This is a genomic window from Paenibacillus woosongensis (genome assembly GCF_030122845.1).
Classification (GTDB): Bacteria; Bacillota; Bacilli; order Paenibacillales; family Paenibacillaceae; genus Fontibacillus; species Fontibacillus woosongensis_A.
Genome location: NZ_CP126084.1, coordinates 865,261 through 881,590, shown reverse-complemented (window position 1 = coordinate 881,590; position 16,330 = coordinate 865,261). Strand labels below are relative to the sequence as shown.

Genomic DNA, 16,330 nt, shown 5'->3' with positions numbered 1-16,330 from the left:
TTTTCTGCTTTTTCGCCGAATAGCGGAACTACGGTCCGTTGTCCATCACAGACAGTTGTTTGACCCAACCCAGCCGCTTTCGTTAGCCATCTCAATGATTAGCACTAGCTACATTAGCCATCCGCAGCCGCTAGCATTGCCATTTAGAGAGGGATTGCGGCAGCTCCAATGATGAGGGAGCTTTTTCCAGCCGGTTAAGCCATAGCGTGCTGGTACAGACATAGCGTGCTGGTACAGACATAGCGTGCTGGTACAGACATAGCGTGCCGGTGTTGCTGGCTCTAGATCAGATCCATTATCACCAGCAGAAACAAGACTAGGGAAGTCCCTGACCCGGGAAATCCCTAGCCCTCTTTACTACCACGCCGGCGTCTACTTCGTGATCTTGCCTCTCCAGGCGCTAATTCCGCCGGCAAGGTGGAACAGTTTGCTGTAGCCGTTTTTGCCAAGGATTCGAGCCGCGTTCTTGCTGCGCATCCCGCTCTGGCAATAGAGCAAAAGGTCTTTATCCTGCGGAATTTCGCCAATCCGCCCTTGCAGCTGAGAGAGCGGAATGTTCTTCGCGCCGGGAATATGTCCTCTTCTGTATTCGCCCATTTCCCGGACGTCGATGAGTACCGGGTCGCTAGAGCTCTGCATTTTATTTCTGAACTGCTCCTCGCGGAGTGTCTTCAAACCGGGAGCAGGCCGTAAACGGGTATATGCGAACCAAACAACTAATAGAATGAATAAAATATTGATTAGTGTACCTGTCTCCATGATGGTTAACCACGCTTTCGCTGCTTATTACGCACAGAAGTGCCCACGGACAGCGTATATTCGCCGGAAGCCCCGGCTTTTTAATAGGCGCGCCGCCCGCTTGCTCTTGATGTTGCTGTCTGAGAGAATCAGAATCGGCTCACTCGGGGACAGTTCGTTGCTCCAAACGAAAGGAAGACGACCGATCGAAATGTTGATCGCCCCTTGTACGTGGCATTCCCGGTAGAACACCTCGTCCCGGACATCGAGCATCCTCGTCTCTTCCGGCAGCTCTGAAGCGTTATGCAGAATGTTGGCGTCGACATAGGCCAGCCCTTTTACAGGCAGCAAATTGCGAAGCAGCACGTATGCTAAACCGGCTATTATTAAACCAATGAGCCACATGTGCATTTCTTCCTCCCAAACTCTATTAGCTAAAACTAAACTTGATATCCAAGGTTTAAAGCAGTCTCGGCTAACCCACTATCCTTCACTCGCCTAAAAACATATGCTTAGACCAACTCGTCTTCCCAAGCCAGCAGCCCGCCGGTCATGTTGACGACATTGAAGCCCTTCTCCTCCAGCAGCTCGCAGGCTAGTCCGCTGCGGTTGCCGCTGCGGCAAATTACGATAAGCTCCTCGTCCGCATCCAGTTCACGCAGTCTCTCCAAGACTTGTCCAAGCGGAATATGCTTCGCTCCTTCAATATGGCCTGCCGCCCATTCTTCCGGTTCACGGACGTCCAGCATCTTGACCGCCTCGCCCTTCTTTAAACGTGCGGATAGCTCTTGCGGCGAAATTTCCTTGCTTACTCGTCCTGTCATCGTAATCTCTCTCCTGTCTATTTTAAAAAGTATCTGAATTATTACCGGCTTTTGACCAGCAGCTCGATCGCTTCCTTCACGACTTTATCGGTGTTCCCGCCTGCCGATTGCTCCTCCAGAATGCACTGCTGCAAATTTTCGGCTACGATTTGGGCGATAGCCCGGTCCGACGCATTGCGGACGGCTGACAGCTGGCTTACCACTTCCTTGCAGGATTTTCCTTCATCCATCAGACGCAGAACTCCCCGCACTTGTCCTTCTATTCTTCTCAGGCGCCGTTTTAAATCCTCATTATAATTGTAGTCCATTAGGGTTCACTCCATTTCATTCACTTAACCTATACACCTAAGGGTATATTATTCGAAAATAACAGCCAACGCAATCTTCAACCGCAATCCAGCTGAGGAAATAACCCCCATAAACCATTCAGCAAATGAAATAATGTGAATTCAAGCCTTACAATATCGACATCCACACCTTAATGGCGGTCAATGCGATTAAAACAATAAGCCCATACCGCAAATATTTGACGTTCATTCTCGCGCTGAGCCATGAACCAAACGGCGCGCCAAGCAGGCTGCCGATGACGGTGATCAGCGTAGCCTCCCAGGGGATCGCCGCTGTAGTCAATTTGCCGGCTACACCGCCGACGGCTGAAATGAACACAATTGCCAAGGAAGAAGCAATTGTAATGCGGGTCGGAATCTTCATGACCGTCAGCATGACAGGGATTAGAATAAATGCGCCGCCGGCGCCAACGATTCCCGAGACGATGCCGACCAGAAACGATATAATAACAGCGAACGCCCGATTAAATACAATAGGCTGGCCAGTTGCTTCCCCTTCTTTGCCTTTGCTTGGGATCAGCATCAGGATAACCGCAATGATGGCCAGCACCCCGTAAATAATGTTGATGATCCTGCCGTCCAGGTATCCGGAGACAAGCCCTCCGGCAAGGCTCCCGAACAAAATCCCGGCGCCCATATATACAACAAGGCCTTTACGAATGACGGCCGCTTGATTTTTGCTGTTTTTGAGATACGTCAGCACACCGGCAAGCGAGGCAAAGAACACCTGAAACATGCTGATCGAAGAGACTTCCTGACCCGTAAAATTCGCAACGCCAAACGCCGAAGGAACGAAAAGCAATAGTGGAAACGAAACGATCGCTCCGCCTATTCCGAGCAGCCCCGAAAAGAAGGAACCAATTAAACCGAGCATTAGCATGACGATGAATAACAGAAAATCCATAGCTCCCTCCTTTCCAATCGCTTAACCGAAGCTGTCTCCCAACATTTATGGCTGTACGAATTGAAAATAACAAGTTATACTCAAAACCAAGTAAACTTATATGAAAAAGGTGAGGTTATATGCTAAAAGCCCTTCGCGCCCTCTTCGCCGATCGCTGTCCCCAATGCCAGCGGACTATGCAATCCCGGCAGGATAGCCTGCGCGTGCTGAAGTACTGTCCACAAGGCCACTATAGAGAAGAGACTTATGCCACACTCGGCGTGCGCATCGTCTACGATTCGAAATAAGCAATCAGCGGACAAAGCCGTGTTCGCTGATTTTTATTCATTTTTTTTCACTAGAAAAGTGTAGACGCCGTCCTTCTCTGAATGCTTCAGCAGTTCGTGGTTCGTTTGCTTAACCCAAGCCTGAAAATCATTCAGGGAGCCCTTGTCCGTAGAGATGACTTCCATAATTTCGCCGGGATTCAGCTCATCTAACGCTTTCTTCGCCTTTACGATCGGCATAGGACACATCAATCCTGTTGTATCGACTTTTTTGTTGCTTTCCACTGGTTCATGACCTCCTAATGATCAATGAATGAATTTCGTGTTACTGGGTCATCGCGCTTCTCCGCAGGTTCGCGGGTTATTTATCATGCACGGCACAGCGGTTCGGACCGATCTCCATTTCACGCTGCTGCTCTTCATCCGGATGTATTTTGCCCATATTGGTCTGGCGGATTTCCTGATAGGAGTTGGGGTGCTGTGGTAAATTTTCGGTAACCATCCGTCTGAATTCTGCTTCGGCAGTAATTTGCAAGCCAGGATTGCGCTTATAGAGATCACCGAGCCGCGCGGAGACAGCTCCGCCCTCCCCCAGCTCCGTTATCTTGCCAAAATGGGCAGGAAGTACGATCAATTCATCCGGTAACGATTTATAGCGTTCATGCAAGGTAGTATACAGATCCCCCACCCAATCCTCTGCTTGGCCAGCTAAGTCCGGGCGTCCAATTGATTCGACGAACAGAATATCGCCGGTCAGCAAATACCGGTTATCTATGATGAAGGAAGTACTGCCGATTGTGTGTCCCGGGGAATATACCGGCTGAATTTCGATTTTAGTATTTCCCACGGTGACGACTTCTCCTTCCTCCAGCTGCTCGTAATCAAACGTTACTTCTCCCGCATCCTTTGGAGGAAGCCAGTACGTTCCTCCCGATTGCTCCGCCAGCTTACGGCCTCCAGAGATATGGTCTGCATGCAGGTGCGTGTCCAGCGCGTACTTGATCGCTGCACCTTGCTCTGCGGCAAAGGCCGAGTATATGTCAGTCATTCTTACCGCATCAATCACCGCGGCTTCCTCTGCAGAAACGACCATGTAGGACAGACAGCCTTTGCCGATTCGGACGAATTGGTACAACGAGCCGCCATCCTGCAGCTTGCCGATCAGCACGGGCTCCAAATGCTCGCTCCATGCCTTCATCCCGCCTTCCAAATAATACACACGGCTTCTACCCGCTTCCACGAGCTGCTCCGCCACGAACTTGGAGGAACCTTCCTTGGCACAGACGACGAGTACGTCTTTGTCCTCCGGCAGCTGTTCCAGAGCAGCGTCCACGCCTTCCAGCAAATCAAAATAAGGAATGTTGATCAGCTCAATGCTCTCCCCTTCGATTTGCCAATCGGCTGCGTCGCTATCGTTGCGGACATCGAGAATGAATAATGGCTCCTTGTTCAGAATCCGCCGGGTCAACTCGCCGGCCGTCATTGTTTGCAATGGTGAAATTGTTGCTGACATTCGAGTTATCCCCTTTCGATAAATGGATCGTTAATTAAAAGGACAAAGAAACATTTGCATCCTTCGCAAAATCGAGAAACGTTACAGCCCCTCCGACTTCAATACCGTCGACAAAATCTTCTTTCTTCAGATTCATAACATCCATCGTCATCTGGCAGGCGATCAATTTCACGCCCAGTTCCTGGGCCATGCTGACCAACTCCGGAATAGAAGGAACATTCGCATTCTTGAAGCCCTCGGCAAAATGTTCTTTCCCGGCCGGCAGCGGCAATTGCTGATTCCCTTGCTTGTGGATCAGGTTGAGCCCTTCAAACGTGAAAAAGATGGCTACCTCAGCTTCCGTTGCCGCCGAAGCCGTGGCAATATTGAATACTTTGTACGCGTCGAATAAACCGCCGTTGCTCGCAATGATGGCTACTTTTGTTGACATCGTAATACCTCCATGAATGTAGTCTTATTTAAATTTAAAAAATGGTGCGGGTTACTTCTCAACTGCCTGTTCCATAGGTCCCTTTCCAATCTGTCATCCCCGGTGTTACATTCTTCACCTGCTTGAAGCCTTTACTGGCAAGCAGTTGGCAAGCCAGGTCGCTGCGGCTGCCGGTCCGGCACACTACATAGATTTCCTCGTCCGGATTCAGTTCGCCCGCACGCAACTCCAGTTCTCCCAGCGGAATAGATCTCGCACCGGGAATGTGGCCGAAGGCATATTCCGCTGGCTCGCGCACATCAAGAATCGTGATGGCATCCTTCGCTGCGATTTTGACCTGCAGATCTTCATTCGAAGCGACATAGGGGTGCTTCTGCTCCGCTTTGATCTCGTCGGGACGCGATCTGCGAAGATAATGCCTGAGAATGTTATTCTCTTCAATCGTGCCTAAATATTGATGACCTGTATTTTTGGCCCAGCCTTGAATATCCGCCAGCGAACCGCGGTCTGTGGCCTGAACCTCGATCACTTGGCCAGGATTCAACTCATCCATGGCCTTCTTGGTTTTTACTATGGGCATCGGACACGAAAGTCCTTTACAGTCCAGCGTTTTATCGACTTGCAGCTTCTGCACTTGTGGTTCAGACAATTCGATTCCTCCCTTTCATCATTTAAGAACTTTCCACACGAGCCTAATTTTGATTCATCGCTTCATACATGGTACATATACCCCTATGGGTATAAATCTTAAAGCAGAATCTTTACGTTGTCAACAAAGATTGTCAAAAGCTTGGGGCGGTAATAATAGCCAGGACAAAAAACCTCTTCTTGCGAAAGGCGATGCCGCCCACAAGAAGAGGTTTTTCACTTGCGATTGCTTCCGATTTTCTAATTGCTGCGTCTAGCGCATCATCATATGATTGAATCTTTCCGGCGCAAACGCCGGATAATAGCTGGGCAATTTCAGGCCTTCGATGACATCCGCCACGATTTTGGCCGTAATCGGGCTGAGCAAAATCCCGTTGCGATAATGGCCAGCCGCAAACACGATCTGGTCCGAAGCTTCGAGGGCCCCCAGCAAAGGACGGCCATCCTGGGTGGAAGGGCGCAGTCCGGCCCATTGGTGAAAGGGGATTTCCCCTTCCAGAGAAGGAAACAGCCGTTTATTCCATTTGCGCAGCCGCTCGATGCCCTTCTCCGTTACCGAAGTATCGAATCCAGCAATATCCTCGGATGCGCCGCATACGACGGTACCGTTATTTTTGGCGACCACGTATCCTTGATTGTTGAACACCATACCCCTCACCGTATGCCGAGCGTTATCGTAAGCGCATATTTGCCCGCGGATCGGATAAATCGGAAGGGGAAGCGCAATCGTTCCGGAAAGTTCCTGGGCCCAAGCGCCGGAGCATACAATTAAGCGATCTGCCGGGAATTTTCGGCCATCCTTGGACTGCAAGACGATCTCGCGGCGCAGAGACTGCGGCTGCTCCTGCAGCAGACCGAACAGCTGTCCTTGACCCAGTGCCAGTGGTGCTTGCGTTTGCTCCGGCATTTTACCAGGGCCTGGCAGCCAATCGACAATGTCCACGCTCTCCAAATGCTCGAAAATACGGACGCCCATATTCCGGCAAACGTGCTCTAACGCCTGCACATAATGCGGCGCATAAATATGGCTCTCCTCCGGTGTATATAGTCCCGCCTTGACTTCGCTGGAGATCCCCGGCTCGATCCGCCGAAGCTCCTCCCCTTCGACAATCCGCCCGGAGGAACCGAATTCCCGCTGCCAGAGCAGCCTGCCCTCCAAGGCCAAAATATCCGCTTCATGGTATACCGCATAAAGGCTACCAGAGTTGGCATATTCAAAGGCTTCTCCCGACATCTGACTGATCTCCGCTTGCCATGTGGGATACAGCCGCAGGCTGTCCAGGCATAGTCGAAAGAATTCGTCCGGCTCCTCCAGGTTTTCGGAGTATGGCGCCAGCATACCGGCGGCTGCTCCCGAGGCTTGACCGCCGCATTTGCCGATTTCCAGCAGAGTTATGTTATGCCCCCGCTTCCGCAATTCAAAGGCGCAGGACAATCCGATAACGCCGCCGCCCATAATAACAATATTCTGCATCATGCTATCGCTCCCAAGCGCCATTTTTCATAGGGCTATTTCAAAATAAACTGTTCCAGGCCACTGCTCGCGGAAGCGTACTTCTTCCGGGCAATTCGTCCGGATAAATAAGCAAGCCGTCCCGCCTCTATCGCGTGCTTCATGGCGGTTGCCATCATGACCGGATCCTTCGCCTTGGCTACCGGAGTGTTCATAAGCACCCCGTCTACGCCCAGTTCCATCGCCTTCGTGACGTCACTGGCCGTCCCAAGCCCGGCATCCACGATAACGGGCACGCCCGCTTCCTCTACAATCAGGCCTAAATTGTAAGGATTCAATATGCCGAGCCCCGTGCCGATCGGCGCTGCTCCCGGCATGATCGCAGCAGCCCCGGCTTCTTCAAGCCGGCGGCAGATGACCGGATCGTCCGAAATATAAGGAAGCACCGTAAATCCTTCTTTGACCAGCATTTCCGTTGCCCTAAGCGTCTCAATCGGGTCGGGCAGCAACGTCTTCGCGTCCGCGCTGATCTCAACCTTGATCCAATCGCTGAGGCCGGAGGCTCTGGCAAGCCGCGCAATCCGGACCGCTTCCTCGGCCGTGCTTGCGCCTGATGTGTTCGGCAAATATTGAAAGGCGCCATCCTCGATATGCTGCAATATGGAATCATCCTCTACCGCGTCGAGATTAATGCGCCGAATAGCAAATGTAAGCACTTCCGCCCCGGAAGCTTGGATCGCTTCCTTCTGCACGAACGGGTTGGGAAACAGCCCTGTGCCAATAAAAAAACGCGACGACAGCGAGCGACCGCCGATACGCAAAACATCGTCCCGCATCCGTTTAACCCCCTCCCACAAAATGAACCAGCTCGATGACCATCCCTGCAGACACCGTGGTATCCGCCCACTGCTCGGGGGTCAAAATCACACCGTCCGCTTCCACGATAACCGGCTTGCCCGTCAAGCCGAAATGGGCGATCACATCCTGAACAGTTCCCGCCTGCAAGCTGTGCTTAACGCCATTCACCTTCAACTCAACGATTTGCGTATTTTCCATGATGCGCTCCCCCTTGCTCCAGTTTGCGAATAAAGGCCTCGCATGTCCCCTTTACGTCCGGACTGCCTACAATTTCGGTCACCGCGCAAATTCTCGTTGCCCCGGCAGCGATCACTTCATCCGCATTGTGCAGCTTGATGCCGCCAATCGCCACGAACGGAATCCGGATTTTCTCCGCCACCTCACGGACATAGGAGAGCGTCACCGGCGTTGCATCCGCCTTCGTAGCCGTCGGGTATATGGGACCAACGCCGATATAGTCTGCTCCCTGCTGCTCTGCCAGCAGCGCTTCCTCGATCGCATGCGTGGAAATGCCGATGATTTTCCCGCCGACCAGCTCCCTGGCCACGGGAAGCGGTGTGTCGCCCTGGCCCAGATGAATGCCGTCCGCATCCACCTCAAGCGCAATATCGATATAATCGTTGATGATTAACGGAACGTCATACCGGCGTGTCAATTCGCGAAGCCGCTTCGCCTTCTCCAGCACAGCCGCCCGCTCGCTGTGCTTGTCCCGAAGCTGCACGATATCTGCACCGCCAAGAATAGCCTCCTCCATCACTTCGGCAAGCTCCCTGCCGGGATGGCTTCTTTCATCGGTAATAGCGTACAAACGAAACTCTCTCATCTGCCAACTCTACCTCCGTTTTGTATTTACCGGCTGCAAGACACAAAAAAGCCATTCGAGAATACACGAATGGCTTTAAATTCGATATGTTCTCTACGCCAGCATTACCTGGATCAGATTAACGGTCAGGAACATCAGGTTCCAATCTCAGCCGGACTTTATCCAGCACCCGCACTCCATATTCAGTTACTCCCACTATAACTTACCTTAGTAACCTTGGCAAGATTATCCGAACCCTCATTTGCGAACGACGGAATAGCCTTTATCCTGCAACAGCTGAACGATGCCGTCTTTGCCGGCGAAATGCGCTGCGCCAACCACAATGAAATATTCCGCTTTCTTGTCGCTTTTCAGGTATCCATCGATTTTATCGGCCATAACGATATTCCGGTCGGTCAGCATCGCTTTGTAATACTCCGGATCCTCGATCATGCTCTCGGTGAACTCAAGCAGTTTCTGATCATCCCCTGATTTCCACATAGCGGCCATATCGTCCACAAGTTCAGCCGAAACATCGAAGTTGTCCAAGGCGGTATTTAGGTTTTTCTCCTGCAATTCGCTGGAGAACCCGTCGAGCATGCTCAGTTGGGACTCGTAGGTTTCCAGTTCCAACACCGGCAGCTTGCGTTCTATGGCTTTCTGGATGAAATACAGGTCGATTCCGGCAGAGGCTTCATAACCTGACTGCATCGATTTAAGCGTGCTGATGGTACTCTCGACGACCCATGGCTTGAAGACATCAAAGGCGTTTGGCTCCAGGCCGTTTTGCTGCAAAATATCCTCAAGCTTCGCATATGTCTCCTTGGACACATGATCCTTCAAAGTCGTACCGTCCTGATACATCCCCATATCCAGGATCAGCTTCTGATTGGCTTCATCAGCAGCCTTGCTAAGGTCAATTTCTACCCCCAAATAATCCGCTTCGGCAAAAGCATCCTCGAATTCCGAACGCAGCGGATAAAAGCTGTCGTCCGCAATATGCATCGATCCTACCAGATAGACCGTATTGCCGCCATGTTTGACTTCCCACATGAAGCCGCGGGCACCTTCCCCCGTAGCTTCGGAGATAAGAAACACTGTGCGGGATTGCTGATTCCAATGCACCTTGTAGCCTGCCGCTTCGCCAACGATTCTAATCGGAGCGTACGTCTCGCCGTTAATCAGCTCTGTCTTGCTGTTCAGCGCAATCTCCTTGCCGTCAATCACGACATGAATCGTATCATCCTGTACATCGCTTAGCTCCACATTCATCGCTTGCAGCGTTGATTTCAGCGGTACCAGCGTTGTTCCGTGATCAACAATAGGCGCATTCGTTGCGAATTCAACGTTTTGGTTGTTGATCTTGACCGAAGCTGGCTGTGGAGCAGCCATAGCCGGGGCCGCTGTGGCAAGCAAGCCTACAGAAATAAAGAGGGATAAGAGCGATCGTTTCCAATTTTTCATGTTCATCTTCTCCTTTGTTACAATGATATTTTTGAAATTCACACGGAGTTAAATCTTGTACGCCTTCATCGCTTTGCGCAGCTCCTTCATCGTCGGACGCTTGCCGTACAGCAGGACTCCCGTGCGGTAAATCTTGGCGGCCAGCCAGCTGAAGAAGACGATAGCGACAATAAGGATCAGCAGAGACAGCCCTACCTCCAGCAGCGTTGCATCCCCTGCGCCATACCGCAGCAGGATCGTGACCGGAGACACGAACGGGATGTAAGAGCACACCTTGAGCAGAAGGGAATTCGGAGACGATAAGCTAAACATCGCCACATAGAATGCTGCCAGAGAAAGCATCGTGATCGGCATCACCGCCTGGCCAAGATCCTCCGTGCGGCTGACAATGGAGCCGACCGCTGCGTACAAAGTCGCATAGAGGAAATAGCCCAGAATATAGAAGATAAGACCAACAAGCAAAATGGATAGATCCATTTGCGATAAATCCAAATTCAACTCGGCCAAGGATGCCTGATTGTATGGCAATGCAAGGTTGATGGCAACTACGGCGATGAAGATGGCGATCTGCAGCAGGCCGACCAGGAACATGCCTAGAATTTTGCCGAACATTTGCGTCAGCGGTGAAACGCTCGTTACCAGAATCTCCATGATCCGCGAGCTTTTCTCCGAAGTTACCTCTGCGGCAATCATGTTGCCGGTCATCATATTGGTCATGAAGAACAGAACGATCAGGCCGTATACAATAACGTAATTGATCGCCGCCGGCTTAGAGCCTTCATTTGCATCGGCAGCACTGCCCGTTCCTGCGGCCTGTTCGGCCTTCAGCTCTTCGATGATTACGGGAGCGCTTATCGCCGCGATTTGCTCCTCGGTTAGGGAGCTTCCACGAGTGACGTATTGCATTTTCACGTTCTCCAGTGCGGGCTGGAGCGTCGACTGAAGCGTTAAATCCATGCTGTTCTTCTTGGAGGTGTACATAACCTTCGGAAATTGCAGCCCTTCAGCCTCGCCGAACTCCAGGTATCCCTTGATCGTTCCGTTCTCCATATCGTGCATGAGCGCCTGATCATTCGCTTGCTCGTATTTCACGAGCTTGATTTTGCCATCCGGCTGCTTGTCGATAAACGCCTCCAGCGACGCTGCAATTTCAGGCTGGTTGCCATAGACAAGGCCAATTTGGGAACTTGTACCGCCCTCGTTTCCCGAGAACAATTGAATCAGATACGGCACATGAATACCGATGGATAGCAGCAGGGCAAAAATGACGGTAGTAACGACGAATGATTTCGTCTTGACCTTATTGGCAAAGGTAAAATTAATGATCGGCAGCAGCTTATTCATGCGACTCACCTACCTCTTTAATAAAGATTTGATTCAACGTCGGTTCCTTGATTTCAAAATGCTCAACTGTGCTCTCTTCCATGGCCCGGCGCAGAATGTCCTGCGCGGCCGCTACATCGGAAATCCGGATAGAATAGCCGCGCTCGCGGTGTTCAACCCGCACTACCCCCGGAATGGCCTCCAGGCCGGTAACCGTTCCCGTCGTATGAAGAAGAACCTCCTCGCGCGGATAGCGCTTCTTGATGTCCTGAATATTCCCTTGCAGTACTGTATTGGAACGCTGCAGAATCGTAATATTGCTGCACAGCTCCTCCACGTGCTCCATGCGGTGGGTAGAGAACAGGATGCTCGTCCCTCCATCCCGCAGCTCTTTTACAGTCTCTTTAAGCAGTTCGACGTTAACCGGATCGAGTCCGCTAAAGGCTTCATCCAGGATCAGCACCTTGGGCTTATGCACGACAGCTGCGATAAAGCCCATTTTTTGCTGATTCCCTTTGGAGAGCTCTTCAATTTTCTTGTTATAATAATCCGGCACCTCGAAGCGTTCCAGCCAGTAACGCAGACTTTTGTCCGCCTCTTGGGCCGACATTCCCTTCAGCCGGGCCAAATAAATGATTTGATCACTGACCTTTACTTTCGGATATAAACCGCGTTCTTCCGGCAAATAACCCATCTTGTGCTGCAATTCGCCACTGTATTCCTGCCCATGGTAGAGAATTCGCCCAGCATCAGGGTAAATTAACCCGAGCACCATCCGCATTGTCGTTGTTTTACCTGCTCCATTGCCGCCAAGGAGCCCGTATATTTCTCCCTCCTCCACTTGGAGGGAAATGCCGTTTACGGCCGTTTTCTCCCCAAACTGCTTCGTTACCTGTTCCAATACCAATGGTTTAGCCATCGTTTCAGCCTCCTTGTTCCATGCTTCTATTTCTACCAAGTCCATAAATAAATATCATCTATGTTCCGGAGCGTGCCCTTGGATCCAGAGTTGAAGCACATCTTCCAACTCAAGGGCGCGGGTCCGCAATACCTGAAGATCCTTGGACTGCTGCAGTTCGCTCATAAAAGCTTCATCCCGGACGATCAATTTATGCATCAACGGCTCATCCTCTTCGCACCGAATGAGCTCAGGTCTTCCCGTCCATTCGCTTAAATCACCGCGAACCCATACCTCACAGCAGCTTCCGTAGAGCAGGTCTTTCTCCGCCATGCCCAGCACCTTGCCCTGATGCACCAATACGATATAGTCGGCAAGCCGTCTTACTTCTTCTACGACATGGGTCGCCATGATGATGGTAACATCCTCTTCCAGCATGCTATTCTGAAGCTCTGCGAGCATATCCTTCCAGATAAATGGATCAAGCCCGGACGATAGTTCATCGAGAATAAGGAGCTTAGGGCTTGCGGCCAGGGCAGCAGCAACCTCAAATTTACGGCGCTCCCCCTTGGACATGCGGTTCAGCCGTTCATTCCGCGGCACCTCAAATTGTGTCATCAAGCGTTCAAATTTCTTTTGATCCCAGGATGGATACCAGTGAGCCCGGAAGCTCGCGGCCTGCTCCGCGGTCTGGTAGTTTTCCTCTACTAGCGGATTCTCCGACACATAGGCAATCCTGCTTCTGATTTCCTGCGGTAAATCGCCGGCGCTCTTGTCCCCAAACCACCTGATTTCCCCTTCATCCGGAATAAGGCTTCGAGTCAGCATGTGGAGAATCGTACTTTTCCCTGAACCGTTCGACCCAACCAGCGCGACGATGTGTCCCTGGGGAATCTGGAGATTGACTGGCCCAATCGTTCTACGCCGCCGTTTCTTTATGACGTCTTTAAGCTCCAGCGCCAAAGTTTCGTTCATTCCTAGCTCCCCTCCCCCGTATGCGAACGGTATTTATTCTTAATGATTTCCAGAAATAGAGCCTTCAGCTCCTCCTCGCTATATTGCACGGATAAGCCCGCTTCAACCGCGGCCTCGACGGCTTCCTGCACGACCATTCGGCGGTATTCACTCCTCTCGTTATGTCCAACCCGGGCTACAAAGGTGCCCGTTCCTTGTTTGGTAAGCAGCAGCCCTTCATTCTCCAGGTCCTGGTATACCCTCCGGACGGTAATGACGCTGCACTTTAAGCTGCTGGCGAATTCCCGAATAGAGGGCAGCAGCGTTCCCTCTTCAATTTGCCCGCTTACGATGAGAGAGCGCAGCTGTGTCTCAATTTGAAAATATAAAGGCTCCGCACTATTCTCATTGATTTGAATGGGGATCCACACCTTTCTGTCTCACCTCCGGCTTATCCCTGTCGGAAATCATTTCCGCGATCATATCAAGTCCCTCTTTCCCAGCTTGCTTAACGTCATTTTACAAAATAGAGCCAAGGATAACCCACCCAGGATCAACATTCCCCACATCAAAGGCGACAGGAGTGAATACCGCTTGGACTGCTCCAGGGTGTATGTGAGTGCATTCCCGTCAAACCAGTGAATCAGAAAGGCCAGGATGCCTGCCGCGAGCGCCATAAGAATATTAACTATGAGATATCCGCGGCCTGTACTGAGAAATTCAAAGTAAATATATATTCCGTTGATGAATAGGAGGTATCCGGTCCATGTCAAAGCGAAGGCGAGCATCCTCCCCACATCGGTAAGCCAGTCGCTGGTGAATCCCGAAAGCCAATAATAGGCCGGATAAAACAGCAGGCCATTAAACAGCGTTGCCGTAAGCAACTGAATGATCCGCCCGCGCATCACCGTAATCGCAGGGATGGGAAGCGTCCGGTAGTATTGCAGCATGCGGGTATACGAATCTTCCTTAAGGTAGTTAAAAGACCTTCTGGAGAAATAGAACCCGGTGATAGGAATTAATACGAAAAACATAAAATCCTGCAATGGATCCAAGTATGCTCCTGCTTTGGGCGATGGAGTCGCCAACGCACCGATTGCAACTGCCATATATATCATAAAAAGAACGTTCCAAAACAAGTAGAGCCGATCCAGCCTTAAATCTCTCTTAAAAATGACCCATGCGTCTTTCCAGGTGTTGTTCACCCTCATCAACCTTTCTTCGCCGTTTAGAATTATATTGCGATCTTGACGATCCTTCTTGTTCAGTGTGTATATATGTGTGCTTACTGTGTATATCTTTATACACAGTATATACGGGTCATTTTCATGCGTCAATCCCTTTTTTGGAAAAAAATAAAGACCTCGCTCTTAAGCGCATACCGCTCAAGATCGAGGTCTTGCCATTTATTCCTTATGTGCCAAGCAGAATATCCCATACCGGCTTCGTATGACCGCCCGGATACAGCATGTACAGCAATACATACACAGCTACCCCGGTGATGGCTGTGAAGAACCAGATGATCGACGTAACTTTGCCCCACTTGCGATGCTTTGCATACTTCTCCTTGAAGCCGAGCGTCAAGGTCGTGATACCGAATACGGCAGCCACTGTCGCCAGAACAATGTGGAAAATAAGAAACGTCTGGTAATAAGGCTTAAGCGACTCCGGGCCGCCCCAAGCAGTGTTGCCGATAAAGGCCGTACGTGACGTATAGATAATAAAGAAAATGATTGCCGCGATCGCTGCCGCGATCATCGTTTTCTTATGGGCTTCTCTTTTGCCCTTAATAATCTGTCCCCAGCCAATGGCTACCAAAATAGCACTAATAACGATAAAAGAGGTGCTTAGCGTAGGGAATAGAGTAAACAGGTCCATTTCCATCCTCCAATTGTCTTATTGATCTTACGCCTGATTCAATTCATGCGGTGGAACATCAGCGATGAGCTCATCCTCTTCGTCCTCTTTATTCTCCTGCCGGTACCACTGGAAAAATACATAGGCCAGCATCGACGCAAAAATAAGCTCCTGTATAAATTTCATCAGGATTCCGCCCACTTGCTGATCCACTCGGGTCTCCAGAAACCCGAAAAACTCCGGCCCGCCGAATTGGCTTAGCAGCGCCGCCGGGTCTCCGCCGGGTACGCAGTAGCCCATCGCTTGGGCCCATATATTAGGATCGCTGTACGTAGCGTAAAGCGGCTCGCTGGCGAAGATGATCAGACCGCAGGCCGGCGTCAGCAGCACCATGTTCAAATAAATGAAGCCAAGCTTCTTCAAGCCCTGCGGAGTCGCGCGTTCCGGGATCGGACTGACGAACGTCCACCACATCAGTACCGCTGCAATGAACAGGACTACATAATACAGGCGGTGAACCCCAAAGTTAAGCATAACATAATCATGAACTACGGGGAGATGGTAGATTGAGAACAATCCGTTAAATAAGACGGCAGAAACGACGGGATGAACCATGAATTTCAGCTTCTCCAGCGGAGTCCGTTCAAAAAAACGTACGAACGAACGCCAAATCCATGGCGGTATTCCTAACATGAGCAGCGGCGGAGCAACGATATAGGACAAGGCCATGCTCAGCATATGGAAGCTGAACATCGTATGTCCAAGCAAATTGACGGGTCCCCCCTGGGCCAAGTGCATCAAGAACATCCCTGCAACGAACATCACTTTGCGGCCCGCCGAAGTCGGTTCGCTATGAGGGAACTTTTCGCTAAGCGGGCCTACAATCAAGAAATAGCCAGCTGTAATTAACAGCATGAATGACATGAATACGGGACTCCAAGCATCACTAAAACTAAAATATTGTAATCCCAGCAATTTAAAAACTCCCTCCGCCGCTTGGAAATCTGTCCAAATTGTGAACTAACCCCATAATATACAAAAGAGGGGGCTT

Annotated in this window: 21 protein-coding genes and 1 riboswitch; all 21 genes read right to left on the bottom strand. The window is 50.9% G+C overall.

What is annotated here, in order from left to right:
• Window positions 1-372 precede the first annotated feature (372 nt).
• The 21 genes from QNH46_RS03870 to ctaG all read right to left on the bottom strand — a co-directional run bounded on the left by QNH46_RS03870 (window position 373) and on the right by ctaG (window position 16,254).
• The gene (locus QNH46_RS03870; RefSeq protein WP_283927008.1) at window positions 373-759 is read right to left on the bottom strand and encodes a rhodanese-like domain-containing protein; all 387 of its coding nucleotides are present in this window, start codon (window positions 757-759) and stop codon (window positions 373-375) included.
• Window positions 760-786: 27 nt separating this feature from the next.
• Window positions 787-1,149, bottom strand: coding sequence for a rhodanese-like domain-containing protein (locus tag QNH46_RS03865; protein WP_283927007.1), 363 nt, complete (start codon window positions 1,147-1,149; stop codon window positions 787-789).
• Window positions 1,150-1,250: 101 nt separating this feature from the next.
• A complete protein-coding gene (locus QNH46_RS03860) occupies window positions 1,251-1,562 on the bottom strand; it encodes a rhodanese-like domain-containing protein (RefSeq protein WP_283927006.1) in 312 nt (103 codons plus the stop codon).
• 41 nt (window positions 1,563-1,603) lie between these two features.
• A complete protein-coding gene (locus QNH46_RS03855; protein WP_055106565.1) occupies window positions 1,604-1,870 on the bottom strand; it encodes a metal-sensitive transcriptional regulator in 267 nt (88 codons plus the stop codon).
• 148 nt (window positions 1,871-2,018) lie between these two features.
• Window positions 2,019-2,813, bottom strand: a complete 795-nt coding sequence (locus QNH46_RS03850) for a sulfite exporter TauE/SafE family protein (RefSeq protein WP_283927005.1) — start codon at window positions 2,811-2,813, stop codon at window positions 2,019-2,021.
• Window positions 2,814-3,133: 320 nt separating this feature from the next.
• A complete protein-coding gene (locus tag QNH46_RS03845; RefSeq protein WP_033403679.1) occupies window positions 3,134-3,328 on the bottom strand; it encodes a sulfurtransferase TusA family protein in 195 nt (64 codons plus the stop codon).
• Between the two features lie 112 nt (window positions 3,329-3,440).
• The gene (locus tag QNH46_RS03840; RefSeq protein WP_283927004.1) at window positions 3,441-4,592 is read right to left on the bottom strand and encodes an MBL fold metallo-hydrolase; all 1,152 of its coding nucleotides are present in this window, start codon (window positions 4,590-4,592) and stop codon (window positions 3,441-3,443) included.
• Window positions 4,593-4,626: 34 nt separating this feature from the next.
• Window positions 4,627-5,022, bottom strand: coding sequence for a DsrE/DsrF/DrsH-like family protein (locus QNH46_RS03835; protein ID WP_283927003.1), 396 nt, complete (start codon window positions 5,020-5,022; stop codon window positions 4,627-4,629).
• A 58-nt stretch (window positions 5,023-5,080) separates the two neighbouring features.
• Window positions 5,081-5,602 (bottom strand): sulfurtransferase TusA family protein, encoded by a 522-nt coding sequence (locus QNH46_RS03830; protein ID WP_283928341.1) that lies wholly within the window; start codon window positions 5,600-5,602, stop codon window positions 5,081-5,083.
• A gap of 321 nt (window positions 5,603-5,923) precedes the next feature.
• Window positions 5,924-7,147 carry an FAD-dependent oxidoreductase gene (locus tag QNH46_RS03825; RefSeq protein WP_283927002.1) on the bottom strand — a complete coding sequence of 408 codons (1,224 nt, stop codon included), beginning with the start codon at window positions 7,145-7,147 and terminating at the stop codon, window positions 5,924-5,926.
• Window positions 7,148-7,179: 32 nt separating this feature from the next.
• A complete protein-coding gene (locus QNH46_RS03820) occupies window positions 7,180-7,959 on the bottom strand; it encodes a thiazole synthase (RefSeq protein ID WP_283927001.1) in 780 nt (259 codons plus the stop codon).
• 4 nt (window positions 7,960-7,963) lie between these two features.
• Complete coding sequence (gene thiS / locus QNH46_RS03815; RefSeq protein ID WP_283927000.1) at window positions 7,964-8,179, bottom strand: sulfur carrier protein ThiS; 216 nt, start codon at window positions 8,177-8,179, stop codon at window positions 7,964-7,966.
• Window positions 8,157-8,804 carry a thiamine phosphate synthase gene (gene thiE, locus QNH46_RS03810; RefSeq protein WP_283926999.1) on the bottom strand — a complete coding sequence of 216 codons (648 nt, stop codon included), beginning with the start codon at window positions 8,802-8,804 and terminating at the stop codon, window positions 8,157-8,159. Before thiE ends, thiS begins: the two co-directional genes overlap by 23 nt.
• Window positions 8,805-8,877: 73 nt before the next feature.
• Window positions 8,878-8,987: riboswitch (TPP riboswitch) on the bottom strand.
• Window positions 8,988-9,041: 54 nt separating this feature from the next.
• Window positions 9,042-10,247: a TraB/GumN family protein gene (locus QNH46_RS03805; RefSeq protein ID WP_283926998.1), complete on the bottom strand. Its 1,206-nt coding sequence runs from the start codon at window positions 10,245-10,247 to the stop codon at window positions 9,042-9,044.
• Window positions 10,248-10,295: 48 nt separating this feature from the next.
• Complete coding sequence (locus QNH46_RS03800; RefSeq protein WP_283926997.1) at window positions 10,296-11,591, bottom strand: ABC transporter permease; 1,296 nt, start codon at window positions 11,589-11,591, stop codon at window positions 10,296-10,298.
• Window positions 11,584-12,489, bottom strand: a complete 906-nt coding sequence (locus QNH46_RS03795; RefSeq protein ID WP_283926996.1) for an ABC transporter ATP-binding protein — start codon at window positions 12,487-12,489, stop codon at window positions 11,584-11,586. Before QNH46_RS03795 ends, QNH46_RS03800 begins: the two co-directional genes overlap by 8 nt.
• Window positions 12,490-12,543: 54 nt before the next feature.
• Window positions 12,544-13,443, bottom strand: a complete 900-nt coding sequence (locus QNH46_RS03790; protein WP_283926995.1) for an ATP-binding cassette domain-containing protein — start codon at window positions 13,441-13,443, stop codon at window positions 12,544-12,546.
• 2 nt (window positions 13,444-13,445) lie between these two features.
• The gene (locus QNH46_RS03785) at window positions 13,446-13,853 is read right to left on the bottom strand and encodes a GntR family transcriptional regulator (protein WP_213594925.1); all 408 of its coding nucleotides are present in this window, start codon (window positions 13,851-13,853) and stop codon (window positions 13,446-13,448) included.
• Window positions 13,854-13,901: 48 nt separating this feature from the next.
• Window positions 13,902-14,540, bottom strand: coding sequence for a hypothetical protein (locus QNH46_RS03780; RefSeq protein WP_283926994.1), 639 nt, complete (start codon window positions 14,538-14,540; stop codon window positions 13,902-13,904).
• Window positions 14,541-14,835: 295 nt separating this feature from the next.
• Window positions 14,836-15,300, bottom strand: coding sequence for a DUF420 domain-containing protein (locus QNH46_RS03775; protein WP_283926993.1), 465 nt, complete (start codon window positions 15,298-15,300; stop codon window positions 14,836-14,838).
• A gap of 27 nt (window positions 15,301-15,327) precedes the next feature.
• A complete protein-coding gene (gene ctaG / locus QNH46_RS03770; protein WP_283926992.1) occupies window positions 15,328-16,254 on the bottom strand; it encodes a cytochrome c oxidase assembly factor CtaG in 927 nt (308 codons plus the stop codon).
• Between the last annotated feature and the right edge of the window lie 76 nt (window positions 16,255-16,330).